Here is a 22292-nt window from a genome sequence, read left to right as displayed (position 1 = left end):
GGTTGGCGTGTTGTTTCACGGCGGTTTGTGGGCTGCGCCGCCTGCTGGCGAAATGCGCATTGCCTCGCCGTGGCCTGCGCAAAACGCCATCATAGCGATGCTGGGCTATGGCGACAATATCGTCGGCACATCGAATGTCGCGAAACAGATCCCGCTGTTTCGCCAAAGCCTGCCGCGCATTGACGCCGTCCCGGCGGTGAGTGTGAATAGCGGACAAGAGTTGAATCCGGAACAAATCATCGCGCTTGGCACCCGGCTGCTGTTCGTGCCTGACAGCATGAAAGTGCCGCAATTGGATGTGCTCGAACGGGCCGGCGTACGCGTATTGGCGTTTAAAGCCAATTCGATGGCGGCGCTGCGCGCACGAGTGTTAAAAACGGGCGCCGCGCTGGGGCCGGATGCGCAGGAAAAAGCGCTGGCCTACGAGCGCTATTTTTCTCGCAATGTGGCGCGCGTTGTCGAGCGACTGAAAGATTTACCGCCTGGGCAGCGCATTCGCGTTTATCACAGCATGGGCAATCCGTTGACCACCTCAGGTCGACCGTCGCTTAATCAGGATTGGATGGATCTGGCCGGCGCCGTCAACGTGGCGGAAACGTGGTTTGGCCTGAAAAAAGAGGGGGCGGGTGAGGTGGCGTTGGAGCAGATCGTGGCCGCCAATCCGCAGGTGATCGTGGCGATGAACAAGCGCGACGCCGAAGAGATACGCGCCTCTGCGCAATGGCGGGGCATCGATGCCGTTTTACAACATCGGGTCGTGGTCAATCCCAAGGGGATGTTCTGGTGGTGCCGCGAGACCAGCGAAGAGGCGCTGCAGTTTTTATGGTTGGCGAAAACGCTGTACCCGGCGCGTTTCGCCGACATTGACATGCGGGAAGAGACGAGAGATTTTTATCGGGCCTTTTTCGGTCTGTCGCTCAGCGCGGCGCAGATTGACGCTATTCTTAATCCACCCGCTTGAACGTATTCGGGGGCCGAAACGGCCCCCGAATACGTTACCCTACCGCCGGCAGCATGCCGCTGGCGATGCCCAATTGGATGGCGATCACCGTAATCCCGCAGATAAACACCAACGCCAAGGCCGGAGTGCCGCCCCAGACGCGATACTGCGCCTGATGTTTCTGCCGCGTTTTCCACACCAGCAGCGAAGGCAGCAGCAACGCCAGTACCGACAGGGCGATGGCGGCGAACCCCAGCGCCAGCACGAAGCCTCGCGGATAGAACAGCGCGAAGGCCAGCGGCGGCAGGAAGGTGATGGCGCCGGTTTGCAGACGGCCGCGCACATTGTCTTGCCGTTTGAACAGGTCGGCCAGGAAATCGAACAGCCCGAGCGCCACACCGAGGAACGAGGTCGCCAACGCCAGATCGGCGAACAGGTGCACCGCCAGTTCAACGTGCGGCGAAGCGACCGCATCGCGCACCGCCTGTAACAGACCGTTCAACCCGGCTTGCTGCGCCAGAATGCCGACGAAAGTGTCGGAGCTGATGCTGCCCAGCGTCGCCAACTGCCAGAAGATATAGGCGATCAGCGGAATGGCGCTGCCGATGATGAACACCCAGCGCAGTTTGCGAATGTTGCCGCCCATGTAGTTGACGATGCTCGGCACGCTGCCGTGGAAGCCGAATGAGGTGAAGATCACCGGAATGGCCGACAGCGCCAGGCCTTGCTCCAGCGGCAACGTCAGCAGGTTGGTCTGGTGGATATTCGGCAACATCAGGCCGAGCATCACCACCAGGAACACCACCTTGGCGCTGAACAGGATGCGGTTGAACAAATCGACCGAGTGGGTGCCGATGCACACCACGCCGCCAGCCACCAGGGTGAACAGCAGGACGCCGAGCGACACCGGGAAGTCCTGCGACGTCCATTGACTGATGCTGGTGGCGAGCAGTTCGCCGGCGCCGCTGATATAGGCGGCGGTGAGCGCGTACATCAGGAACATCATGCTGAAGCTGGTCAGCCACTGGCCGCCGCCGCCGAGATAACGTTTGGCGAGCGTGCCGAGACCGGTATCTGCTTGCTCATGCTGGTAAACCTCCACCAGCAGCAGCGCGGTGTAACACATCAACAGCCACAGCCCGACCAGTAAGGCCAGCGTGACGCCAAAGCCGACGCCGGCCGCCGCCAGCGGCATCGCCAGCATCCCGGCGCCAATGGTGGTGCCCGCCACGATAAAAACACTGCCAAGAGTGCGATTCTTCACGTTTTTTCTCTACCAGCCGAAAGATTTTGAAAATTATAGGTAACGATTTATGAGGATGGCAGGATAGTGGAAGCCCTAATTTGTGTCAAACCGGCGTTACGCGTGATGTAAATTAATATTTACACCAAGGAGGGCGGCACGGCGCATGAAGAACAGAACGATGGCTGAAATTATCCGCCGACGGTTAGTGAAAAGTTATTTACGGGCTTCTATAGTGGAATGACCAAAAAATGTGGGAGAGATCAATGTTAAGGGTGGAGATGCTCAGCACCGGCGATGAGGTGCTGCACGGGCAAATTATTGATACCAACGCCGCCTGGCTGGCGGACTACCTGTTCCAGCAGGGCGTGCCGATGAGCGGGCGTGAAACGGTAGGGGACAGCCTCTCTGCTTTGATCGAGATCCTGCAGGAACGGAGTCATATCGCCGATGTGCTGATCGTCAATGGTGGCCTGGGGCCGACCAGCGACGATCTCAGCGCGTTGGCCGCCGCTAAAGCCTGTGGCGTAGAACTGGTTGAACGGGCCGACTGGGTGGCGCGCATGGAGGCCTATTTCGCCGGGCGCGGGCGGCCAATGGCCCCTTCCAACCGCAAGCAGGCGCAGATCCCGGCCAATGCGGAAATGCTGGACAATCCGGTGGGTACCGCCTGCGGCTTTGCGCTGCAGCTCAACCAATGTCTGATGTTCTTCACGCCTGGCGTGCCGTCGGAATTCAAAGTGATGGTTGAACAGCAGATCGTGCCGCGCCTGCGTCAGCGCTTTACCTTGCCGGCGGCGCCGCTGTGCCTGCGCCTGACCACCTTCGGCACCTCCGAAAGCGATCTGGCCGCCGAGCTGGACGGCATGCCGCTGCCGCCGGACGTGGTGTTGGGTTATCGTTCATCCAGCCCGATCATCGAGTTGAAGTTGACCGGGCCTGAAAGCCGGCGTGCGGAAATGGAACAGGCCTGGCGACGCGTGCGCGAGGTGGCGGGGGACAACTGCATTTTTGAAGGCACCGCCGGTTTGCCGGCGACGCTGACGCAGCGCCTGAATCAGCAAGGATTGACGCTGGCGTTGAGCGAGCAATTCAGCGGCGGGTTGATCAATCTGCAGCTGCAGAGCGAAGGTGCGCCGCTGGCGGGGGGAGAGCTGTTACCGGCGCATTGCATCGAAACGTTGGAAACAACGCTGGCGCGCGCCCGCTCGCTGGCGGAGTTGACCGGCGCGCCGTTGGCGTTGGCGGTCAGCGCCATGCGCGATGAGCAGGTCAGCATTGCGCTGCATACGCCACGCGGCGGCATTGGCCAGACCGTGCGTTATCGCGCGTCGCGCCACGGCCTGCGGCTGCGTCAGGAGTCGGTGGCGATGTTGGCGTTGGATATGCTGCGTCGTTGGCTGAACGGAGGCCAGGCGTGCGGCCAAAACGCCTGGCTGGAGGTCGTGGAAATTATCGAGTGACGGTCACGGCGAGTTGCCGATTTCGCTGCTTTGCAGCAGCCGCTCGGACGCCAGACGTGACAGACGTATCGCCGCCGCGCCCCGCACTTGCAGCCCCTGGCTATAGTCCCTGAGCGCCTGCGCGGCGCTGTCGGCCTGCGCCAGATGCATCGCCAGGCTGGCGGCGTCCGCCAGCGCGCTGTTGGCGCCGAGCCCACCCGCCGGGCTCATGGCGTGCACGGCGTCGCCGAGAAAGGCGATGCGTTCGCTGTGCCACACCGGTATCGCCTTCGTGACCTGCACCGCCCGCACGCTGAGCGACTGGGGCTCCGTCAGCGCTAACGCCGTTTGCAAGGCGGGTGCCCATCCCTGCGAAATATGCCGTACGCGCGCCTGCAGCGCTGCGGCCCCCTCCGCCCGTGCCGGCCCGCCGAGCCGTTCAGCCGATCCGATACAGGCCCAATAAAGATAGTCGTCGACCGGCGTGAGGCGGCAATCGGGCGCGTAGCCGGCCACCAGCTGCGCCATGGGTGCCTGAAAGCGCATCGGTTCAATCACCAGCGACAAGCCGTCGGCGAAGACAACCGACACGCCGCGCAGCAATTCGGGGGCCAATTGGGCCCGGGTCGCCGCGTCGAGCGGCGTTTTGCCGTAGAGGGTGACCGCGCCGCTGTCTTCGGGCCCCGATTCGGGCAGGCAACGCCGCCGCACCAGCGAGTTGACGCCGTCGGCGGCGATCAGCACATCGACCCGCACTTGCTCGCCGTTGGCGAATTGAAGTTCCACACCCTGTGACGTTTGTGCAAACTCACGCAGGGTATAGCCGAAGCGCACTCGATCTTGCAGACCGGCGAGCAGGATTTCGCGCAGCGTTTGCCGATGAACGCCGAGATCGCCGTTTGGTTCTTGCATGGGCTGCTGGCTGGAAGGCAGCCAGTGTTTGGGGCGGCGATCGTTAAGCGGAGCAAGCTGCGGATCCCACAGATTGCTCTCGCCGCTGTTTTGCGCGCTGCTGGCGCAGAGCAACCGATAGTGCGCCGGCGGCAGGCAGGCGGCCAGCGCCTGCTGGCCCGAAGGATCGATACGCAGCCGGTACCCCTGATCGCGCGCCTGCGGTGTGGTGTCGCGTTCAAACACCGTGGCGTGGATGCCGTAGCGGCGCAGCCCCTGAGCCAGACACAGCCCGCCGGGCCCGGCGCCGATAATGCCAATGTTGAGTGTAGTCATCCTGTTCCCTCGTGAGTCAGTGGCCGTAGACGGTAGCGGCCGGAAGCATTTCATTATGTCGGTGCGGGAAAAGGTTGATATAACGGTATCTGGACTAAAAATAGTGATAAGTGGCCAATATGAACGATAACCCTCATGTTACCGACGCGGACTGCAGCGAATGGCCGGCGGGCCCCTGGCTGATCGCCCTTGGCGGCCGCGATGCGGTGGGCCGGGAGTATCGGTTGGGCACGCGTGAATACGACTGGCATCAGCATGTTCGCGGTCAGCTGCTGTGCGTTGAAAGCGGTTTGCTGCATGTGCGAACGGCGCAAGGCGATTGGGTGCTGCCGCCGGGGCGGGCGGGTTGGATCCCGCCGGCGACGGAGCACCGGGTGCAGGTCTGCGGTGCGCTGAGCGGCTGGAGCCTGTTACTGGCGCCGGAGGCTTGCACCGATTTGGCGAATAAACCCTGCGTTATCGGCATCAGCGCCGTGCTGCAGGCGCTGGCTCAGCGTGCGGAAGGCTGGGACAAGCGCAGCCTGCTGACCCAGGAACAGGATCGCATGGCGCAGGTGATGCGGGACGAGATACGTCTGGCGCCGACGGAGCCGCTGCATTTGCCGATGTCGTCTCATCCGCGCCTGGCCGGCGTTCTGCAGGCCTTGCTGGCGCAGCCGGGGAGCGAGCGCACGCTGGAGGCATGGGCCGAATGGGGCGCGATGTCGCCGCGCACCCTGCGGCGGCTGATGATCGGCGAAACGGGATTGAGTTTTGCCCAGTGGCGTCAGCAGGCCCGGTTGTCACATGCATTGGCGAAGCTGGCCGAAGGCGAAACGGTGTTGCAGATCGCTGAAGCGCTGGGGTATGCCTCGCCGAGCAACTTTATCGCCATGTTTCGCAAAGCCTTCGGCGACTCTCCGGCGCGTTATTTTTCCGTATCGGCAGGAAAGAGGCGCTAAGCGGACGCTGCAAGAACAAGAATACCTTGAGGATGGTTATATATCCCTGATTAATCATAATCTTATAGGGGATATTCGCGGTGAGGGAATGCTGTTACTCTCTTGGCGGGTGCTTGAGACTGTTCGTCTTGGGCATTGTGTGACAAGGCGGATAGATGAAAGCCCCAGACTGACTCTCAATCAGAATGGGGCTGCACATACCGCCTAGACACCGGTATGGTAGCCCCTTCGCAGCAAGGAGGCAAGCATGCGCTTAAGGCATGTGTTTCACTCGCTAACCGTTGTATGTATTACGGTTTTGTTATTTATCTGGATGATAAGAGACTCGCTGTGCGAGCTGAAAATCTACCAGGAAAATATCACTATCCTGATCAGGTTGGCGTGTGAGGTGAAGCGGTAATCATAGGGCGGGGGCAACCCCGCCTTCTGGTCTCCAGGCGCGGTTTCCGGCACCCGACTTTAAATTTCCAGCTCGATATCCGTCAGCGGCATGCAGCAGCAGGGCAGGATCTCGCCGGCGTTGATAAACGCCAACGGCTGCTGGCGGTAGGCCACTTCGCCTTTCACCAGTTTCAGGCGGCAGGCGCCGCAATAACCGGAGCGGCATTGGTACTCCACCTGCACGTCGTGCAGTTCCAGCACGTCGAGCAGGCAGTTTTCACTGTTGGGGCAGGAAAGCTGCGTGCCGGCGGCGCGCAGCGTTACGGTTGGCGTCGCCATCGCTTACAGTTCGAAGTCGCTCAGGTCGTCGGCGTTGATCTCCGAGTCGATCTGGCCAACCAGGTAGGAGCTCACTTCCACTTCCTGCGGCGCTACCTGCACGTTATCGGACACCAACCAGGCATTGATCCACGGGATCGGGTTGGAGCGGGTTTCGAACGGCAGGCCGAGGCCGACCGCCTGCATGCGGATATTGGTGATGTATTCCACATACTGGCACAGGATGTCTTTGTTCAGGCCGATCATCGAGCCGTCGCGGAACAGGTATTCCGCCCACTCTTTCTCCTGCTGGGCAGCCAGCACGAACAGATCGTAGCACTGTTGCTGACATTCCTCGGCGATCTCCGCCATTTCAGGATCGTCGGCGCCGGAACGCATCAGGTTCAGCATGTGCTGGGTGCCGGTCAGGTGCAGCGCTTCGTCGCGGGCGATCAGCTTGATGATTTTGGCGTTGCCTTCCATCAGTTCACGCTCGGCGAAAGCGAAGGAGCAGGCGAAGCTGACGTAGAAGCGGATCGCTTCCAGCGCGTTCACGCTCATCAGGCACAGGTACAGCTGCTTCTTCAGCGCGCGCAGATTGACGGTGACGGTTTTACCGTTCACCTGATGGGTGCCTTCACCCAGCAGGTGATAGTAGCTGGTCATCTCGATCAGATCGTCGTAGTAGCCGGAAATGTCTTTCGCGCGCTTTTTGATCTCTTCGTTGGTGACGATGTCGTCGAACACCAGCGCCGGATCGTTGACGATGTTGCGGATGATGTGAGTGTAGGAACGCGAGTGGATGGTCTCGGAGAACGACCAGGTTTCCACCCAGGTTTCCAGCTCAGGGATCGAGATCAGCGGCAGCAGGGCGACGTTCGGGCTGCGGCCCTGAATGGAGTCCAGCAGGGTCTGATACTTCAGGTTGCTGATGAAGATGTGCTTCTCGTGCTCCGGCAGCGCCTGGTAATCGATGCGATCGCGCGAGACGTCAACCTCTTCCGGGCGCCAGAAGAAGGAGAGCTGTTTTTCGATCAGTTTTTCGAAGATTTCATGCTTTTGCTGGTCGAAACGCGCAACGTTTACCGACTGGCCGAAGAACATCGGCTCTTGCAGCTGGTCGTTTTTGGTCTGAGAAAAAGTGGTGTAAGCCATAAGCCTGAATCCATCGTAACGTGGCTAAATGAAGGGGCCGGAAAATTCCGGCCCGCTAGGTCAAACTTTAGATCTTGCAGGCGCCGCTTTCGCAGTCGTCATCGCCGGCCTTGGCAGGCTGCAAATCTTCCTGGGCGTCTTCCGCACCGTCGCGAGTGTTCTGGTAGTACAGCGTTTTCACACCGAACTTGTAGGTGGTGAGCAGGTCTTTCAACAGCTGCTTCATCGGCACCTTGCCGCCCGGGAAGCGGGTCGGATCGTAGTTGGTGTTGGCCGAAATCGACTGGTCGATGAATTTCTGCATCAGACCTACCAGCTGCAGGTAGCCATCGTTGCTCGGCATTTCCCACAGCAGCTCATAGTTGTCTTTCAGACGCTCATACTCCGGCACCACCTGGCGCAGGATGCCGTCTTTCGACGCCTTGATGCTGATATGGCCGCGCGGCGGCTCGATGCCGTTGGTGGCGTTGGAAATCTGCGAAGAGGTTTCCGATGGCATCAGGGCGGACAGCGTCGAGTTGCGCAGGCCGGTTTCCTGGATCTCTTTACGCAGGGTTTCCCAGTCGTAATGCAGCGGCTCGTTGCAGACCGCATCCAGGTCTTTCTTGTAGGTGTCGATCGGCAGGATGCCCTGCGAATAGGTGGTCTCTTTGAACCACGGGCAAGCGCCTTGTTCCTGAGCCAGACGGTTGGAGGCTTTCAGCAGGTAGTACTGAATGGCTTCGAACGTTTTGTGGGTCAGGTTGTTGGCGCTGCCGTCGGAGTAGCGCACGCCGTTCTTCGCCAGATAATAGGCGAAGTTGATCACGCCGATGCCCAGGGTGCGGCGACCCATCGCGCCACGGTGCGCTGCCTTGATCGGATAATCCTGGTAATCCAGCAGGGCGTCGAGTGAACGCACCGCCAGGGTCGCCAGCTCTTCCAGATCGTCCAGGCTGTCGATCGCGCCCAGGTTGAAGGCGGACAGGGTGCACAGCGCAATTTCGCCGTTCTCGTCGTTGACGTCTTCCAGCGGCTTGGTCGGCAGGGCGATTTCCAGGCACAGGTTGGACTGACGCACCGGCGCGATCTGCGGATCGAACGGGCTGTGGGTGTTGCAGTGGTCGACGTTCTGAATGTAGATGCGGCCGGTAGAGGCGCGCTCTTGCATCATCAGCGAGAACAGCTCAACCGCTTTCACGCGCTTCTGGCGAATGCTGTCGTCTTTCTCGTACTGGGTGTACAGGCGCTCGAATTCGTCCTGATCGGCGAAGAACGCGTCATACAGCCCCGGCACGTCGGACGGGCTGAACAGGGTGATGTCTTCGCCCTTGATCAGACGCTGGTACATCAGGCGGTTCAGCTGCACGCCGTAGTCCATGTGACGCACGCGGTTGCCTTCAACGCCGCGGTTGTTTTTCAACACCAGCAGGCTTTCGACTTCCAGGTGCCACATCGGGTAGAACAGCGTTGCCGCGCCACCGCGTACGCCGCCCTGCGAGCAGGATTTAACGGCGGTCTGGAAGTGTTTGTAGAACGGGATGCAGCCGGTATGGAAGGCTTCACCGCCACGGATCGGGCTGCCCAGCGCGCGGATGCGGCCGGCGTTGATGCCGATGCCGGCGCGTTGCGAAACGTATTTCACAATGGCGCTGGAGGTGGCGTTGATGGAATCCAGGCTGTCGCCGCACTCGATCAGCACGCAGGAGCTGAACTGGCGGGTTGGGGTGCGCACGCCGGACATGATCGGCGTAGGCAGCGAAATCTTGAAGGTGGAAATCGCGTCGTAGAAACGTTTGACGTAATCCAGACGGGTTTCACGCGGGTAGTTGGAGAACAGGCAGGCGGACACCAGCATGTACAGGAACTGGGCGCTTTCGTAGATCTCGCCGCTGACGCGGTTCTGCACCAGATACTTGCCTTCCAGCTGCTTGACGGCGGCATAAGAGAAGTTCATGTCGCGCCAGTGATCGATAAAGGAGTCCATCTGCTCGAACTCTTCAGCGCTGTAGTCTTCCAGCAGATGTTTATCGTATTTGCCCATCTCAACCATGCGAATCACGTGAGCGTGCAGCTTCGGCGGCTCGAACTGGCCGTAAGCCTTTTTACGCAGGTGGAATATCGCCAGGCGAGCGGCCAGGTACTGATAGTCCGGCGCATCGCGGGAGATCAGGTCGGCAGCGGCTTTGATGATGGTTTCATGAATGTCGGCGGTTTTGATGCCGTCATAAAACTGAATGTGCGAACGCAACTCTACTTGAGAAACCGAGACGTTGTGCAATCCTTCTGCGGCCCAATCGATGACCCGGTGGATTTTGTCGAGGTTGATGCGCTCTTTACGGCCATCGCGTTTAGTTACAAGCAGACTTTGGTTCATGTGGTGTTTTACCTGTCCGTATGGTGCCCCTAAGCAGAAGTGTAGTCGCTCTGCTCAGTATGTAAACACTATATATAGGGGTTGTATGTCGGTGAGGTAACAAGATAGTGAGAAAAAACGGCCTTTGCAAGTGAACAAAATCGGCCTAATTTGTGGATAACTTGGGGGTGAAATGTAACTTGCCGCGCGAAGCGCGCGCCGTGACTGGCGCGACAAGCTTGTCAATAAGCGTGATCAGATTTTCCTTAAAAACTGAAAAAGCCGATCGTTTGACGCTTTATTAAACGTTAGAAAAAAACGGCATATTGATCTGATTTAATATTCTAAAAACCTGTTTACAACGGCGATTTTGATCGAAGTCGTGGAAATTAGGTATTTTTCTTAATACGCCGCTGGCGCCGTACCCCGGTAACGCAGGGCCGGCGCGGCATACGGCGCTCAACCTTCGTGCTGGGTGTGCACCATGTAGTTCACGTCAACGTTGCGGCCAAGCTTGAAATGATCGGTGATCGGGTTGTAATGCAGGCCGATCATATGCTTTTCGCGCAGCGGCGTGCCGTCGACCCAACCGATCAGTTCGGAGGGGCGAATGAACTTCTTATGATCGTGGGTGCCCTGCGGCACCATCTTCAGCACGTACTCTGCGCCGATCACCGCCATCAGCCAGGCTTTGGTGTTGCGGTTGATGGTGGAGAAGAACACGTGGCCGCCCGGTTTCACCAACTGGGCGCAGGCACGCACTACCGAGGCCGGATCCGGCACGTGCTCCAGCATCTCCATGCAGGTGACCACGTCGTAGCGCTGCGGGTTGACCTGAGCATGGCTTTCCACCGTCTCCTGCACGTAAGTCACGTTTACGCCGCTTTCCAGCGCATGCAGACGAGCGACCTGCAGCGGTTCCGCGCCCATGTCCAGGCCGGTCACCTGCGCGCCTTCGCGCGCCATGCTTTCCGCCAGAATGCCGCCGCCGCAGCCCACGTCGAGCACCTGCTTGTCAAAAATGCCGCCGGCGCGCTGCATGATGTAGTTCAGGCGCAGCGGGTTGATGCGGTGCAGCGGTTTGAACTCGCCTTCCAGATCCCACCAGCGGGAGGCGACGGCCTCGAACTTGGCGATTTCCTGGTGGTCAACGTTTTGCGCGTGGCTGGATGATTCTGCGTTCATGGGCTTGTCTGGCTCCTTGTTCTCGTTGCGCGGATTATACATGTTCCGACGCGGCATCGTCTGCGCCGATGCGTTTTTCGCGCACGAATCTGCACAATTTCCGTGAAACAGCGGCGGTTATTTTCCCGTAAAGCGCGCTTTGTGATATAGTTTTACACCTTTGCCACTATGGCAGCGGGCAGATGAATCATTAGTAGAGGGATAGCAGCTCCATGAGCGACCTTGCCAGAGAAATCACACCGGTAAACATCGAAGACGAGTTGAAAAACTCGTATCTGGACTACGCGATGTCCGTTATTGTCGGACGCGCGCTGCCAGATGTTCGTGATGGTCTGAAGCCGGTTCACCGCCGCGTTCTGTACGCGATGAGCGTACTGGGTAACGACTGGAATAAACCATACAAGAAATCGGCCCGTGTCGTCGGGGACGTGATCGGTAAATATCACCCACACGGTGACAGCGCGGTTTACGACACTATCGTGCGTATGGCTCAGCCGTTTTCACTGCGCTACATGCTGGTGGACGGTCAGGGTAACTTCGGTTCCGTCGACGGCGACTCCGCCGCGGCGATGCGTTATACCGAAGTGCGCATGTCCAAGATTGCTCACGAACTGTTGGCGGATCTGGAAAAAGAAACCGTCGACTTCGTGCCTAACTATGATGGCACCGAGCAGATCCCGGCCGTCATGCCGACCAAGATCCCGAACCTGCTGGTCAACGGCTCGTCGGGCATCGCCGTGGGTATGGCCACCAATATTCCACCGCACAACCTGGCTGAAGTCGTCAACGGCTGCCTGGCCTATATCGATGATGAAAACATCAGCATCGAAGGGCTGATGGAACACATTCCGGGGCCGGACTTCCCGACGGCGGCGATTATCAACGGCCGTCGCGGCATTGAAGAGGCCTACCGCACCGGGCGCGGCAAAGTCTACCTGCGCGCGCGCGCGGAAGTGGAAGCCGACGCCAAGACCGGCCGCGAAACCATCATCGTTCATGAGATCCCGTATCAGGTGAACAAGGCGCGTCTGATCGAGAAGATCGCCGAGCTGGTGAAAGAGAAACGCGTCGAAGGCATCAGCGCGCTGCGCGACGAGTCCGATAAAGACGGCATGCGTATCGTGATCGAAGTCAAACGCGACGCGGTCGGCGAAGTGGTGCTGAACAACCTGTATGCGCTGACGCAACTGCAGGTTACCTTCGGCATCAACATGGTGGCATTGCATCAGGGCCAGCCTAAGCTGCTGAACCTGAAAGACATCCTCGAAGCCTTCGTGCGCCATCGCCGCGAAGTGGTTACCCGCCGCACCATCTTCGAACTGCGTAAGGCCCGCGACCGCGCCCATATCCTGGAAGCGCTGGCCATCGCGTTGGCCAACATCGATCCGATCATCGAGTTGATTCGCCGTGCGCCGACGCCGGCGGAAGCAAAAGTCGCGCTGGTGGCGCAGCCGTGGGATCTGGGCAACGTCAGCGCCATGCTGGAGCGCGCCGGTGACGACGCCGCCCGCCCTGAGTGGCTGGAGCCGGAGTTCGGTATCCGCGACGGCAAGTACTACCTGACCGAGCAGCAGGCTCAGGCGATTCTGGATCTGCGTCTGCAGAAACTGACCGGTCTGGAGCATGAAAAGCTGCTGGACGAATACAAAGAGCTGCTCAACTTTATCGCCGAGCTGATCTTCATTCTGGAAAGCCCAGAACGTCTGATGGAAGTGATCCGCGAAGAGCTGGTGGCGGTCAAAGAGCTGTACAACGACGGCCGTCGCACCGAGATCACCGCCAATACTTCCGACATCAACATCGAAGACCTGATCAACCAGGAAGATGTGGTGGTGACCCTGTCTCACCAGGGGTACGTGAAGTATCAGCCGCTGTCCGACTATGAAGCTCAGCGCCGCGGCGGCAAAGGCAAGTCCGCCGCGCGTATTAAAGAAGAAGACTTTATCGATCGCCTGCTGGTGGCCAACACCCACGATACGATCCTGTGCTTCTCCAGCCGTGGCCGCCTGTACTGGATGAAGGTGTATCAACTGCCTGAAGCCAGCCGTGGCGCGCGCGGTCGCCCAATCGTCAACCTGCTGCCGCTGGAAGCCGATGAGCGTATCACCGCCATCCTGCCGGTGCGCGAGTATGAAGAAGGGCGTCACGTGTTCATGGCTACCGCCAGTGGTACCGTGAAGAAAACCGCGCTGACCGAGTTCAGCCGTCCGCGCAGCGCCGGCATCATCGCCGTCAACCTCAACGAGGGCGACGAGCTGATCGGTGTCGATCTGACCGACGGCAGCAACGAAGTGATGCTGTTCTCCGCCAACGGTAAAGTGGTGCGCTTCCCGGAAACGCAGGTTCGTTCGATGGGCCGTACCGCCACCGGCGTGCGCGGCATCAACCTCGGCGAAGGCGACAGCGTGATCTCCCTGATCGTGCCGCGCGGCGAAGGCGATATCCTGACCGTCACGCAAAACGGCTTCGGTAAACGTACCGCCGTGACCGAATACCCGACCAAGTCACGCGCCACCCAGGGGGTTATCTCCATCAAGGTGAGCGAGCGTAACGGTCAGGTGGTCGGCGCCGTGCAGGTGGAAACCAGCGACCAGATCATGATGATCACCGATGCCGGCACGCTGGTGCGTACCCGCGTTTCGGAAGTCAGCGTGGTGGGCCGTAACACCCAGGGCGTGACGTTGATCCGCACGGCGGAAGACGAAAACGTCGTCGGCCTGCAGCGCGTGGCCGAGCCGGTGGAAGACGAAGAGCTGGACAGCCTGGAGCCGGGCGCGGAAGCGGCGGAAGAAGACAGCACGCCGCTGGACGATGGCGACGACGCGGCTGAGCCGATGGACGACGACAACGTTTAAGCAAGGTGAAGGCGTCGGCATGCCGACACCGTAATGCACCGAGACAAAAGGGCCTGGCAGCGATGCTAGGCCCTTTTTCAGTTATATGGTTTAATTGGGCACCGAGCCGCCGGCCGCCGCGCCGGCGACAACGCGCGCCGTCACTGACTTTCGTATGGTACCCGATTGAAATACTTAGCCTCTTTTCGAACTACGCTGAAGATATCCCGCTATCTGTTTCGGGTGCTGGCGATTTTGCTGTGGTCGTTGGGAGCGCTGCTCACCACCTTTTATATTCTGAATATTCTGCATCAGAAAGAGTCGGACATCCGGCAGGAATACAACCTCAATTTCGATCAGGCGCAGGGCTACATCCGCCATTCCGCCGATATCATCCGCGACATCAAGTATATGGCGGAGAACCGCCTCAACGGTTCGGTCAGCAGCCTGGACATGTTCAGCGGGGTGTTTCCCGGCAAGGGCAGCCCGCCGCAATTCTTCCCGCTGTACCCGGAGTCCAACTGCGCGCTGAGCACCACCTACCGCAGTTCGCTCGATTCGCTAAGCGGCCTGATCCAGTATTGGAAAGAGAACTTCGTGGCGGCCTACGATCTTAACCGGGTGTTCTTCATCGGCGGCGACAGCCTGTGCATGGCGGAGTTCGGCGGCGGCAATGCGGTCGCCAACCGGGAAAACGTGCTCAAGTCGCTGCATGAGCGCATTCTAAAATACCGCAATGCCAAGAATCTGGATAAAGACAACAACCTGTATTGGATCAGCCCCAGCGCGCAGCGGCCGGACGTCGGTTATCTGTATGTGTTGACGCCGATTTATATCGGCAACAAGCTGGAAGCGCTGCTGGGCATCGAGCAAACCGTTAGGCTGGAGGACTTCGTCACCGCCGGCAACCTGCCGATCGGCGTCACGCTGCTGGATGAGAACAACGAGCCGGTGCTGCGCCTGGCGGATGGCGATCGCTATGCCGCTTCGCTTAACAGCTATCCCGCAGAGCACGCCTACTTTGGCTATGTCGACAATTACCGCGACCTGATCCTGAAGAAAGCGCTGCCGCCTTCTTCGCTGAGCATCGTCTATGCGCTGCCGGTGAAAAGCGTGGTGGAACGCTTCAAGATGCTGATCCTCAACGCGCTATTGCTGAACCTGCTGTCGGCCATCGTGCTGTTTACGCTGGCGTGGCTGTTTGAGCGCAAGATGTTCCTGCCGGCGGAGGACAACGCCTTCCGGTTGGAAGAACACGAGCAGTTCAACCGCAAGATCGTCGCCTCGGCGCCGGTGGGCATCTGTATCCTGCGCATCAGCGATGGCACCAATATCCTGAGCAACGAGCTGGCGCACAACTACATCAATCTGTTGACCCACGAAGATCGCGATCGCATTACGCGCATCATTTGCGAACAGCAGGCGAATTTCGTCGATGTGATGACCAGCAACAACAACAACCTGCAGATTAGCTTTGTTCACTCGCGCTACCGTAACGAAGAGGTGGCGATCTGCGTGCTGGTGGACGTCAGCGCGCGCGTGAAGATGGAAGAGTCGCTGCAGGAGATGGCGGCGGCGGCGGAGCAGGCCAGCCAGTCGAAATCGATGTTCCTGGCCACCGTCAGCCATGAACTGCGCACGCCGCTGTACGGCATTATCGGTAACCTCGATCTGTTGCAAACCAAGGCGTTGCCGCAAGGGGTGGACCGGCTGGTCAATGCGATGAACAACTCTTCCGGCCTGCTGCTGAAGATCATCAGCGATATCCTCGACTTCTCCAAGATCGAGTCCGAACAGCTGAAGATCGAGCCGCGCGAGTTCTCCTGCCTGGAGGTGATCACCCATATCGCCGGCAACTACTTGCCGCTGGTGGTGAAAAAACGTCTGGGGCTGTACTGCTTTATCGAACAGAACGTGCCGGAGCGCATCTTCGGCGATCCGGTGCGCTTGCAGCAGGTGCTGTCCAACCTGGTGAACAACGCCATCAAGTTCACCGATACCGGCTGCATCGTGCTGCAGGTCTGCACTCGCGGCAGCTATCTGGAGTTCAGCGTGCGCGATACCGGCGTCGGCATCCCGGAGAAGGAGATCTCGCGCTTGTTCGATCCGTTCTTCCAGGTCGGCACCGGCGTGCAGCGCCATTTCCAGGGAACCGGTCTGGGGTTGGCGATCTGTGAAAAACTGATCAACCTGATGGACGGCGATATCGCCGTCGAGTCCGAACCGGGGCTGGGCAGTCTGTTCAGCATCCGCATTCCGCTGTTCAACGCCCAGTTCCCCATCCCGCAGGCCAGTGATACCTGGCAAGGCCGTCGGCTGTGGCTGGATATCCGCAATCAGCGGCTGGAAAGCTACCTGATGGCCATCCTGGGCGGGTACGGTGCCGATATTCAGCGCTATGGCGGTCAGGAGACCGCCGCCGGCGAGGTGATGCTCAGCGATCATCCGCTGATGCTGGATACGCCGCTGCTGGCTCAGATCCAGTTCTCCACCGAGCATATCGGCCCATCGCTGGAAACCCGACCAGGCTATTGGATGCACAGTACGTCCACGCCGCGCGAAACGCTGACCTTGCTCAACCGGTTGTTCGGCGTCGGCGGTGGCATTGCTGAGGGGCTGGTGCAGCTGCCGGTGCCCGCCAAGGCCAGCGCGGCGGACAACGGCGATATTCATCTGCTGGTGGTCGATGATCATCCGATCAACCGTCGCCTGCTGTCTGATCAGCTGGGATCGCTGGGATATCAGGTGGTGACCGCCAACGACGGCGTGGATGCGCTCGGCGTGCTGAAACAGCACCACGTCGATATTGTGCTGACCGACGTCAATATGCCGAATATGGACGGCTATCGCCTGACGCAAGAGCTACGGCAGATGCAGTTCAGCGCGCCGGTGATCGGCGTGACGGCGAACGCGCTGGCGGAAGAGAGGCAGCGCTGCCTCGAGGCGGGCATGGATAATTGCCTGTCGAAACCGGTCACGCTGGAGACGCTGGAGCAGACGCTGGCGTATTACAGCCAACAGGTACGCTACAACCGCAGCGAGGCCTGAAAAGCAAACAGGCACGGCGAATGCCGTGCCTGTTTGGCGTTAACCTGCCGTGAGGCGAGGGTTACTCTTTGTCCAGCGGCGTCATGCTGACGGAGGAGAGGTAGTTGAGCAGGGCGATGTCGTTTTCGACGCCCAGCTTCATCATCGCCGATTTCTTCTGGCTGCTGATGGTTTTGATGCTGCGGTTGAGTTTCTTGGCGATTTCGGTCACCAGGAAACCTTCGGCGAACAGACGCAACACTTCACTCTCTTTCGGCGACAGACGTTTGTCGCCATAGCCGCTGGCGCTGATTTTCTCCAGCAGTTTAGAGACGCTTTCCGGCGTGAATTTCTTGCCTTTCTGCAGGGCGGCCAGCGCCTTCGGCAGATCGGTCGGCGCGCCTTGTTTCAGCACGATGCCTTCGATATCCAGATCCAGTACCGCGCTCAGGATCGCCGGGTTGTTGTTCATGGTCAGCACGATGATCGACAACTGCGGATAGTGGCGCTTGATGTACTTAATCAGCGTGATGCCGTCGCCATACTTGTCACCCGGCATCGACAGATCGGTGATCAGCACGTTGGCGTCCAGCTTGGACAGATTGTTGATCAGTGCGGTTGAGTCTTCGAACTCCCCAACGACATTCACCCATTCAATTTGCTCAAGCGACTTCCGGATGCCAAACAGTACGATAGGATGGTCATCAGCAATAATTACGTTCAGGTTATTCATGTTGTTGGCTACCTTGCTTCAGCAGTCTGCTGACGAAAAAATCAATCTGACTGATGTTATTCTCGATCTCGGGCGCATCACCTTCTGCGATGCGCTGTTCTAACGATTCGCACAGCTGCTTGCCGGGAAGCAGATTTAACATGGCAAACACGCCTTTCAGGCGGTGTGCGGTTTGTGACAGCGCATTGAAATCACTGCTGCCCGCCTCAGTATACAGTTTTTTGACATCGTCGGGTACTGTATCGACAAACAGCCCATAGTAATCACTTGATTTCAATTGTTTTTCATAGAGTTGGATATCTTCTGAGCTCAATGACAGCGGGCTTTCTTCCTGCTCCAGCGCGGCCATTTGCTGTTCGATCAGCATCAGCACGGCGTCGATTAAAGCGCCGTTCAGGTTGTAGTTCACCCGAATGTAGCGCTTGTCCAATGCTTGCCAGCCCGGTTCATCGCTCGCCAGCAACAGCGTGTAATGATCGGCGCGCTGCGGGTTATCGGTCAGCAATACGTCATAATCGCGATTGACCGCCCGATCTTCGGCGACGATACAGTCGGCGCCGTAGGCTTGCAGCAAGCGGGTCACGATGCCGCGCACTTCATCCGACGTGACGTCCAGCAGGGCGGTGACGCCGTCGAGCAGCTTTTCCTGATCCTGCGGCTCTTTTTTCTCCATCTCCATAGCGACGCGAATGGTATAGCGGGTGCCGATATCCACTTTGCTGCGAATGTCCAACTGGCCGTTAAGCTTCTTGCACAGCTGATTGCACAAGAAGAAGGTGAGACCGGAACCGTGATTGAAGCGGTCCACCAGCGTCTGGCTGAGGAACGGGTAGTTGAGGTTGCTGATCTCTTCGTTGGAGATGCCGGAGCCGGTGTCGTTGATCTGAAAAATCAGGCGGTCCGGGTGTTCGGGCTCATGGTCGACCACCAGGGAAATCTTGCCGCAGGCGGTGGTGATAATGGCGTATTGCACCAGCAGCGAGATCACTTTGCGCAACGCGTTGGCGTCGCCGATGTAGTTTTGTTCGACGTCCAGCTGGAAATGCTTGAACAGCGCCAATCCCTTCTGGTTGAGGGCGGGCAGGGCCTCCAGCAGCAGCTCATCGACCATTGCCGCAGGGGAGAACGGTTCGCGCGTGGGTTGCCAGTCCTGGGTTTCCAGCCGGGTCAGCAGGGTGATGTTATCGATCAATCCCAGCACCGAAGCCGACTCCGCCGCCAGCTGGCCCAACAGCGCCTGCTGTTGATCTTCACCCGACGAGATGCGCAGGCGATCGACCAGATCGTGCATCTGGCGCACCGGCTGGTTCAGCTCGATGCCCAGGTTGTGCAACATCAGCTTACGCGCCTGAACGTTCTTGTCGTATTCGCGTCGTGCCTGCTGCAGCCGCTTGTTCACCATCACCTCTTTATCCTGATCGTGCATCAGGAACAGGTAAGTGTCCGGCGATAGCTGGCTGCGGAAAATGCGAATTTCATACACCTCGTTGTTGACCGTAGCCTGGATCACCCCGTGATGCTGTTCGGCCATGTGGGCGATTTTTTGCAGGCTGAGGTGCGGCAGCAGATGTTCGGCGATTTTGTTGCTGGCGATCACCGTATTGTTGGCGAAGCTGTAAACCAGCAGGCCGGAGGGCAGGCTGGCGATGATCTCTTGATTCAGCGCGCGCTCGGCCTCAAGCTCCACCGCCATATTTTCGCTCGGACGAATGTACTGGCGGCGGATAAAGTAGATGCTCAACATCGACAGCCCCAGCAGCAACAGATTGACCGCGATCAGCCAGATGTTGTTGCGCAGCAGATCGATGGCCAGATTGATGGCCGAAACGCGATACACCACCTTCAGCGGCGCATTGGGCAAGGCGGCGCTGAACTCGACCCAGCCACCGCTCATCGTCGTATGGGAGCCGAGTGCGGTTTCCGTCGGAATCGCGTTGTCGTCAAGATCGGCATTGTCTGGCAGCAACAGGAAATTGGCGCGGGCCAGATTGGCAGGAATGATATCGTTGATCGGCATATCGAAGGCGATCACCGTCGCCAGATGTCCCGGCTGATTGAACGTGGTGCGAATCGAGAACGAATAGGCGTTCTGGAAGCGTTGCTTGCGCAGATCGGAAAAGCTCTCGCGTTCGTCGAGCATATTGGCCTGCTGCAGCATCTCGGCGCGGCGTTCGTCCGCAGAGGTGGTCAGGTAGCTTTCCCGAAAGCGCGAAGCCAGCTCTTTGAGCGGCTGGGTGGTGATCAGACTGAGGCTGTTGTCCTGGCCATTGAGATAATACATGGCGTAGTTCTCGGTCTTGGCGCCCCAGCGGGTGTCGAGGTAGTCCGAGATATTGGCGATCATCGCCAGCGTGTTCTCGTCATGACTGCCGAAGATCACCGCATCGGTTTTCTTATGCTGCTTTTCCACATAATAAACGTCGGGCCGCAGGCGCGTCTCCTGCAAGCCGGGATCGGCATTCTGCGCCGGCGCATTGCCGAATTTGTCGTAGACCTGGTAAGTCATGTAACGGTAGGTGTCGATGCGTTTTTGCAGCGAACCGGCGATGCTGTTCAGCGTGTATTTCTTTTCCGCCAACCAGGCGTTGGTGTAGTTGTAGCCATACAGACCGATGCCGATCGTCAGCAGCACGATAAACAGCAGGAAGCAGCGGGTGATATTGCTGGAGCTAATGGTCAGTTGCTTATTTTGCATAGTGGCTGCGCATTCCTGAATCAGCGAGTGACGGCCCTGGCGCTGGCGGTGACCGCCAACAGCAGAACGGCTACGCAGGCGAAAGCCGCCGTCAGGCTGGAAAACTGAGCGATAAAACCGATCAGCGCCGGGCCGGCCAGAATACCGGCATAGCCGACGGTGGTGACGGAGGCGATCGCCAGATTGGCCGGCATGTCGCGCTGGTTGCCTGCGGCGCTGAACAGGATCGGCACGACGTTCGAGGCACCGAGGCCGACCAGCATGAAGCCGACCAGCGAAACGGTGGCGTGATTGAAGGCGATGGCCAGGCTCAGACCGAGAGCGGCGCACAGGCTGCCCAGCAGCAGCACCCGGTAGCGGCCTAGCGAGTTCACCACCCGATCGCCATTGAGCCGGCCGAGCGTCATGGTGATGGAGAACAGCGCATAGCCCAGGCCGGCCTGACTGTGTTCGACGCCGCGCAAGGTGGTGAGAAACAGCGCGCTCCAGTCGAGCATCGACCCTTCCGCCAGAAACATGATAAAGCACAAAATGCCGATAAACATCACCCAGCCGCGCGGCAAGACGAACATCGGCCCGCCGTCGTCGGCGCCGCTCTCACGCAGCAGATGGCGGCTGGCGAACGCCAGCAGCACTATCACCGCCAGCACGGTGAGCAGGGTGGATTGCAGCGGCGTCAGCCCCAGCCACAGCAGCGCGCTGACGCCGCCGGCGCCGGCAATGCCGCCGATGCTGAAAAAACCGTGAAAGCCGGACATCATCGCTTTGCCGCTGGCGCGCTCGACGATCACCGCCTGTACGTTCATCGCCACGTCGATCATGCCGATCGCCGCACCGAACAGCAGCAGCGCCACGGCCATGCCGCCGAGGGAATCCATCAGCGCCAGCAACGGCAGATCGATGCACAGCCCCAGCCCCGCCATCAGGATCACCGCGCGGCAGCCCAATTTTCCGGTCAGGAAGCCGGTCAGCGGCATCGCCAGCATGGAGCCGGCGCCGATGCACAACAGCAACAGGCCGAGCGAACCGTCATCGATGCCGATACGTGCTTTGGCGAAGGGCACCAGCGGCGCCCAGGCGGCCATGCCGAGGCCGGCGACGAAAAAGGCCAGGCGGGTGGCGATCTGTTGAGGAACGCCGGGCGTTTGCTGTTCATTGCACAAGGTGGCTGTCATGTAAGCGTCAGGATCTTGGATCAAAAGAGTGGCGAAAGTTACTGACAGTTTTTATCACAATCCGCGATCCGGGTCGAAAAGATTCGCGCCTGGCTCCTCTCTGGCGCCGCCGCTGCGCACCAGCCACAGCTTGATCGCCTGGACAATATAGTCTTTTTGCCGATCGTCCAGTGCGACGCCCTGCGGTATGCCGTGCCATTTTTCCAGACAGCCGCGGCAGCAGGTGGCGGTGGCGTGTTGGGCGACGAACACCGGATGGCCGCGCATCGGCGTCTGCCTGCCATCGTTTTTGGGGTGAGCGGCGGCCAGGCGGCGATCGATAAAATCACGGGCATGGCTGAGGATCAGCGGCAAGCCTTTGTCATCGAGATAGGCTTGATCCTTGGTATTTAAACGGAAGCGGGCGCGGAAAGACGAGCTTTGCAGCCGTCGCCACAGCGCGTCGGGTTGAAATGGCCTCATTATCTATTTGCTCGCAGCAAGGGCGGTTTTTTCAGGCTACCAGAAGTGAAACTCCGCGGCTAATTATGCCTGCGGTGGAAAATAATGGGCGGGATAAGGCACGAAATGAAAAGCAAGCTCAATTTGTAGACTAAAATAAGGAAAAAGATTAGCAATTAGTGCGGAAGTAAATTAGTGAAACTATATCATGGGGTTATTT

Annotated in this window: 16 protein-coding genes; 6 read left to right on the top strand and 10 right to left on the bottom strand. The window is 59.1% G+C overall.

Translation table 11 applies throughout. The annotated features are described in order from the left end of the window. The first annotated feature begins 52 nt into the window (after window positions 1-52). Window positions 53-961 (top strand): ABC transporter substrate-binding protein, encoded by a 909-nt coding sequence (locus GKN89_RS06275; RefSeq protein ID WP_230328955.1) that lies wholly within the window; start codon window positions 53-55, stop codon window positions 959-961. A gap of 34 nt (window positions 962-995) precedes the next feature. Here GKN89_RS06275 and tyrP read toward each other — a convergent pair whose 3' ends face one another. Then, complete coding sequence (tyrP, locus tag GKN89_RS06270; protein ID WP_063919773.1) at window positions 996-2204, bottom strand: tyrosine transporter TyrP; 1209 nt, start codon at window positions 2202-2204, stop codon at window positions 996-998. Between the two features lie 245 nt (window positions 2205-2449). Between tyrP and GKN89_RS06265 the strand changes: the two genes are divergently transcribed. Beyond that, complete coding sequence (locus tag GKN89_RS06265; protein WP_025160177.1) at window positions 2450-3646, top strand: nicotinamide mononucleotide deamidase-related protein YfaY; 1197 nt, start codon at window positions 2450-2452, stop codon at window positions 3644-3646. Between the two features lie 3 nt (window positions 3647-3649). Here GKN89_RS06265 and GKN89_RS06260 read toward each other — a convergent pair whose 3' ends face one another. Next, the gene (locus tag GKN89_RS06260; RefSeq protein ID WP_154746554.1) at window positions 3650-4852 is read right to left on the bottom strand and encodes an NAD(P)/FAD-dependent oxidoreductase; all 1203 of its coding nucleotides are present in this window, start codon (window positions 4850-4852) and stop codon (window positions 3650-3652) included. Between the two features lie 119 nt (window positions 4853-4971). On the opposite strand from GKN89_RS06260, the gene GKN89_RS06255 reads away from it, so the two are divergent. Together GKN89_RS06255 and GKN89_RS24460 are read left to right on the top strand one after the other, a co-directional pair. Further along, complete coding sequence (locus GKN89_RS06255) at window positions 4972-5793, top strand: helix-turn-helix domain-containing protein (RefSeq protein ID WP_154746553.1); 822 nt, start codon at window positions 4972-4974, stop codon at window positions 5791-5793. 247 nt (window positions 5794-6040) lie between these two features. Then, window positions 6041-6193, top strand: a complete 153-nt coding sequence (locus GKN89_RS24460) for a Hok/Gef family protein (RefSeq protein ID WP_004935921.1) — start codon at window positions 6041-6043, stop codon at window positions 6191-6193. Window positions 6194-6252: 59 nt separating this feature from the next. Here the strand turns inward: GKN89_RS24460 and yfaE are convergent, their stop codons facing one another. From yfaE to ubiG, 4 genes are all read right to left on the bottom strand, one after another. Further along, window positions 6253-6513 carry a class I ribonucleotide reductase maintenance protein YfaE gene (gene yfaE / locus GKN89_RS06245; protein ID WP_019453695.1) on the bottom strand — a complete coding sequence of 87 codons (261 nt, stop codon included), beginning with the start codon at window positions 6511-6513 and terminating at the stop codon, window positions 6253-6255. Between the two features lie 3 nt (window positions 6514-6516). After that, complete coding sequence (gene nrdB, locus GKN89_RS06240) at window positions 6517-7647, bottom strand: class Ia ribonucleoside-diphosphate reductase subunit beta (protein WP_019453694.1); 1131 nt, start codon at window positions 7645-7647, stop codon at window positions 6517-6519. 67 nt (window positions 7648-7714) lie between these two features. Continuing rightward, window positions 7715-10003, bottom strand: a complete 2289-nt coding sequence (nrdA, locus tag GKN89_RS06235) for a class 1a ribonucleoside-diphosphate reductase subunit alpha (RefSeq protein ID WP_019453693.1) — start codon at window positions 10001-10003, stop codon at window positions 7715-7717. Between the two features lie 438 nt (window positions 10004-10441). After that, complete coding sequence (ubiG, locus tag GKN89_RS06230; RefSeq protein WP_019453692.1) at window positions 10442-11167, bottom strand: bifunctional 2-polyprenyl-6-hydroxyphenol methylase/3-demethylubiquinol 3-O-methyltransferase UbiG; 726 nt, start codon at window positions 11165-11167, stop codon at window positions 10442-10444. A gap of 212 nt (window positions 11168-11379) precedes the next feature. Here ubiG and gyrA point away from each other — a divergent pair, with 212 nt between their 5' ends. Together gyrA and rcsC are read left to right on the top strand one after the other, a co-directional pair. After that, window positions 11380-14022: a DNA topoisomerase (ATP-hydrolyzing) subunit A gene (gyrA, locus tag GKN89_RS06225; RefSeq protein ID WP_019453691.1), complete on the top strand. Its 2643-nt coding sequence runs from the start codon at window positions 11380-11382 to the stop codon at window positions 14020-14022. 165 nt (window positions 14023-14187) lie between these two features. Continuing rightward, window positions 14188-17049, top strand: a complete 2862-nt coding sequence (gene rcsC / locus GKN89_RS06220) for a two-component system sensor histidine kinase RcsC (RefSeq protein ID WP_154746552.1) — start codon at window positions 14188-14190, stop codon at window positions 17047-17049. Window positions 17050-17110: 61 nt separating this feature from the next. Here the strand turns inward: rcsC and rcsB are convergent, their stop codons facing one another. From rcsB to GKN89_RS06200, 4 genes are read right to left on the bottom strand one after another with little or no spacing between them, the layout of a single operon-like run. After that, window positions 17111-17761 carry a response regulator transcription factor RcsB gene (gene rcsB / locus GKN89_RS06215; protein ID WP_019453689.1) on the bottom strand — a complete coding sequence of 217 codons (651 nt, stop codon included), beginning with the start codon at window positions 17759-17761 and terminating at the stop codon, window positions 17111-17113. Further along, on the bottom strand, window positions 17754-20456 hold the full coding sequence (gene rcsD / locus GKN89_RS06210) for a phosphotransferase RcsD (RefSeq protein WP_154746551.1): 2703 nt from the start codon (window positions 20454-20456) through the stop codon (window positions 17754-17756). The genes rcsB and rcsD overlap by 8 nt, the downstream gene beginning before the upstream one ends. A gap of 20 nt (window positions 20457-20476) precedes the next feature. Beyond that, the gene (locus GKN89_RS06205; protein WP_063919770.1) at window positions 20477-21631 is read right to left on the bottom strand and encodes an MFS transporter; all 1155 of its coding nucleotides are present in this window, start codon (window positions 21629-21631) and stop codon (window positions 20477-20479) included. A 54-nt stretch (window positions 21632-21685) separates the two neighbouring features. Next, entirely contained in the window at window positions 21686-22093 is a 408-nt protein-coding gene (locus GKN89_RS06200) for a DUF4186 domain-containing protein (protein ID WP_154746550.1), read from the bottom strand. Window positions 22094-22292: the final 199 nt, after the last annotated feature.

This window comes from Serratia sp. YC16 (assembly GCF_009707615.1).
In the GTDB taxonomy this organism is placed as follows: Bacteria; Pseudomonadota; Gammaproteobacteria; order Enterobacterales; family Enterobacteriaceae; genus Serratia; species Serratia surfactantfaciens.
Note: the sequence above shows the minus strand (reverse complement) of the source record. Positions and strands in the feature narration are given on the sequence as shown.

Coding starts and splice junctions, on each gene's coding strand:
- GKN89_RS06275 (WP_230328955.1), top strand. CDS start 53: ATGCGCATTGCCTCGCCGTGGCCTGCGCAAAACGCCATCATAGCGATG.
- GKN89_RS06265 (WP_025160177.1), top strand. CDS start 2,450: ATGTTAAGGGTGGAGATGCTCAGCACCGGCGATGAGGTGCTGCACGGG.
- GKN89_RS06260 (WP_154746554.1), bottom strand. CDS start 4,852: ATGACTACACTCAACATTGGCATTATCGGCGCCGGGCCCGGCGGGCTG.
- GKN89_RS06255 (WP_154746553.1), top strand. CDS start 4,972: ATGAACGATAACCCTCATGTTACCGACGCGGACTGCAGCGAATGGCCG.
- GKN89_RS24460 (WP_004935921.1), top strand. CDS start 6,041: ATGCGCTTAAGGCATGTGTTTCACTCGCTAACCGTTGTATGTATTACG.
- yfaE (WP_019453695.1), bottom strand. CDS start 6,513: ATGGCGACGCCAACCGTAACGCTGCGCGCCGCCGGCACGCAGCTTTCC.
- nrdB (WP_019453694.1), bottom strand. CDS start 7,647: ATGGCTTACACCACTTTTTCTCAGACCAAAAACGACCAGCTGCAAGAG.
- nrdA (WP_019453693.1), bottom strand. CDS start 10,003: ATGAACCAAAGTCTGCTTGTAACTAAACGCGATGGCCGTAAAGAGCGC.
- ubiG (WP_019453692.1), bottom strand. CDS start 11,167: ATGAACGCAGAATCATCCAGCCACGCGCAAAACGTTGACCACCAGGAA.
- gyrA (WP_019453691.1), top strand. CDS start 11,380: ATGAGCGACCTTGCCAGAGAAATCACACCGGTAAACATCGAAGACGAG.
- rcsB (WP_019453689.1), bottom strand. CDS start 17,761: ATGAATAACCTGAACGTAATTATTGCTGATGACCATCCTATCGTACTG.
- rcsD (WP_154746551.1), bottom strand. CDS start 20,456: ATGCAAAATAAGCAACTGACCATTAGCTCCAGCAATATCACCCGCTGC.
- GKN89_RS06205 (WP_063919770.1), bottom strand. CDS start 21,631: ATGACAGCCACCTTGTGCAATGAACAGCAAACGCCCGGCGTTCCTCAA.
- GKN89_RS06200 (WP_154746550.1), bottom strand. CDS start 22,093: ATGAGGCCATTTCAACCCGACGCGCTGTGGCGACGGCTGCAAAGCTCG.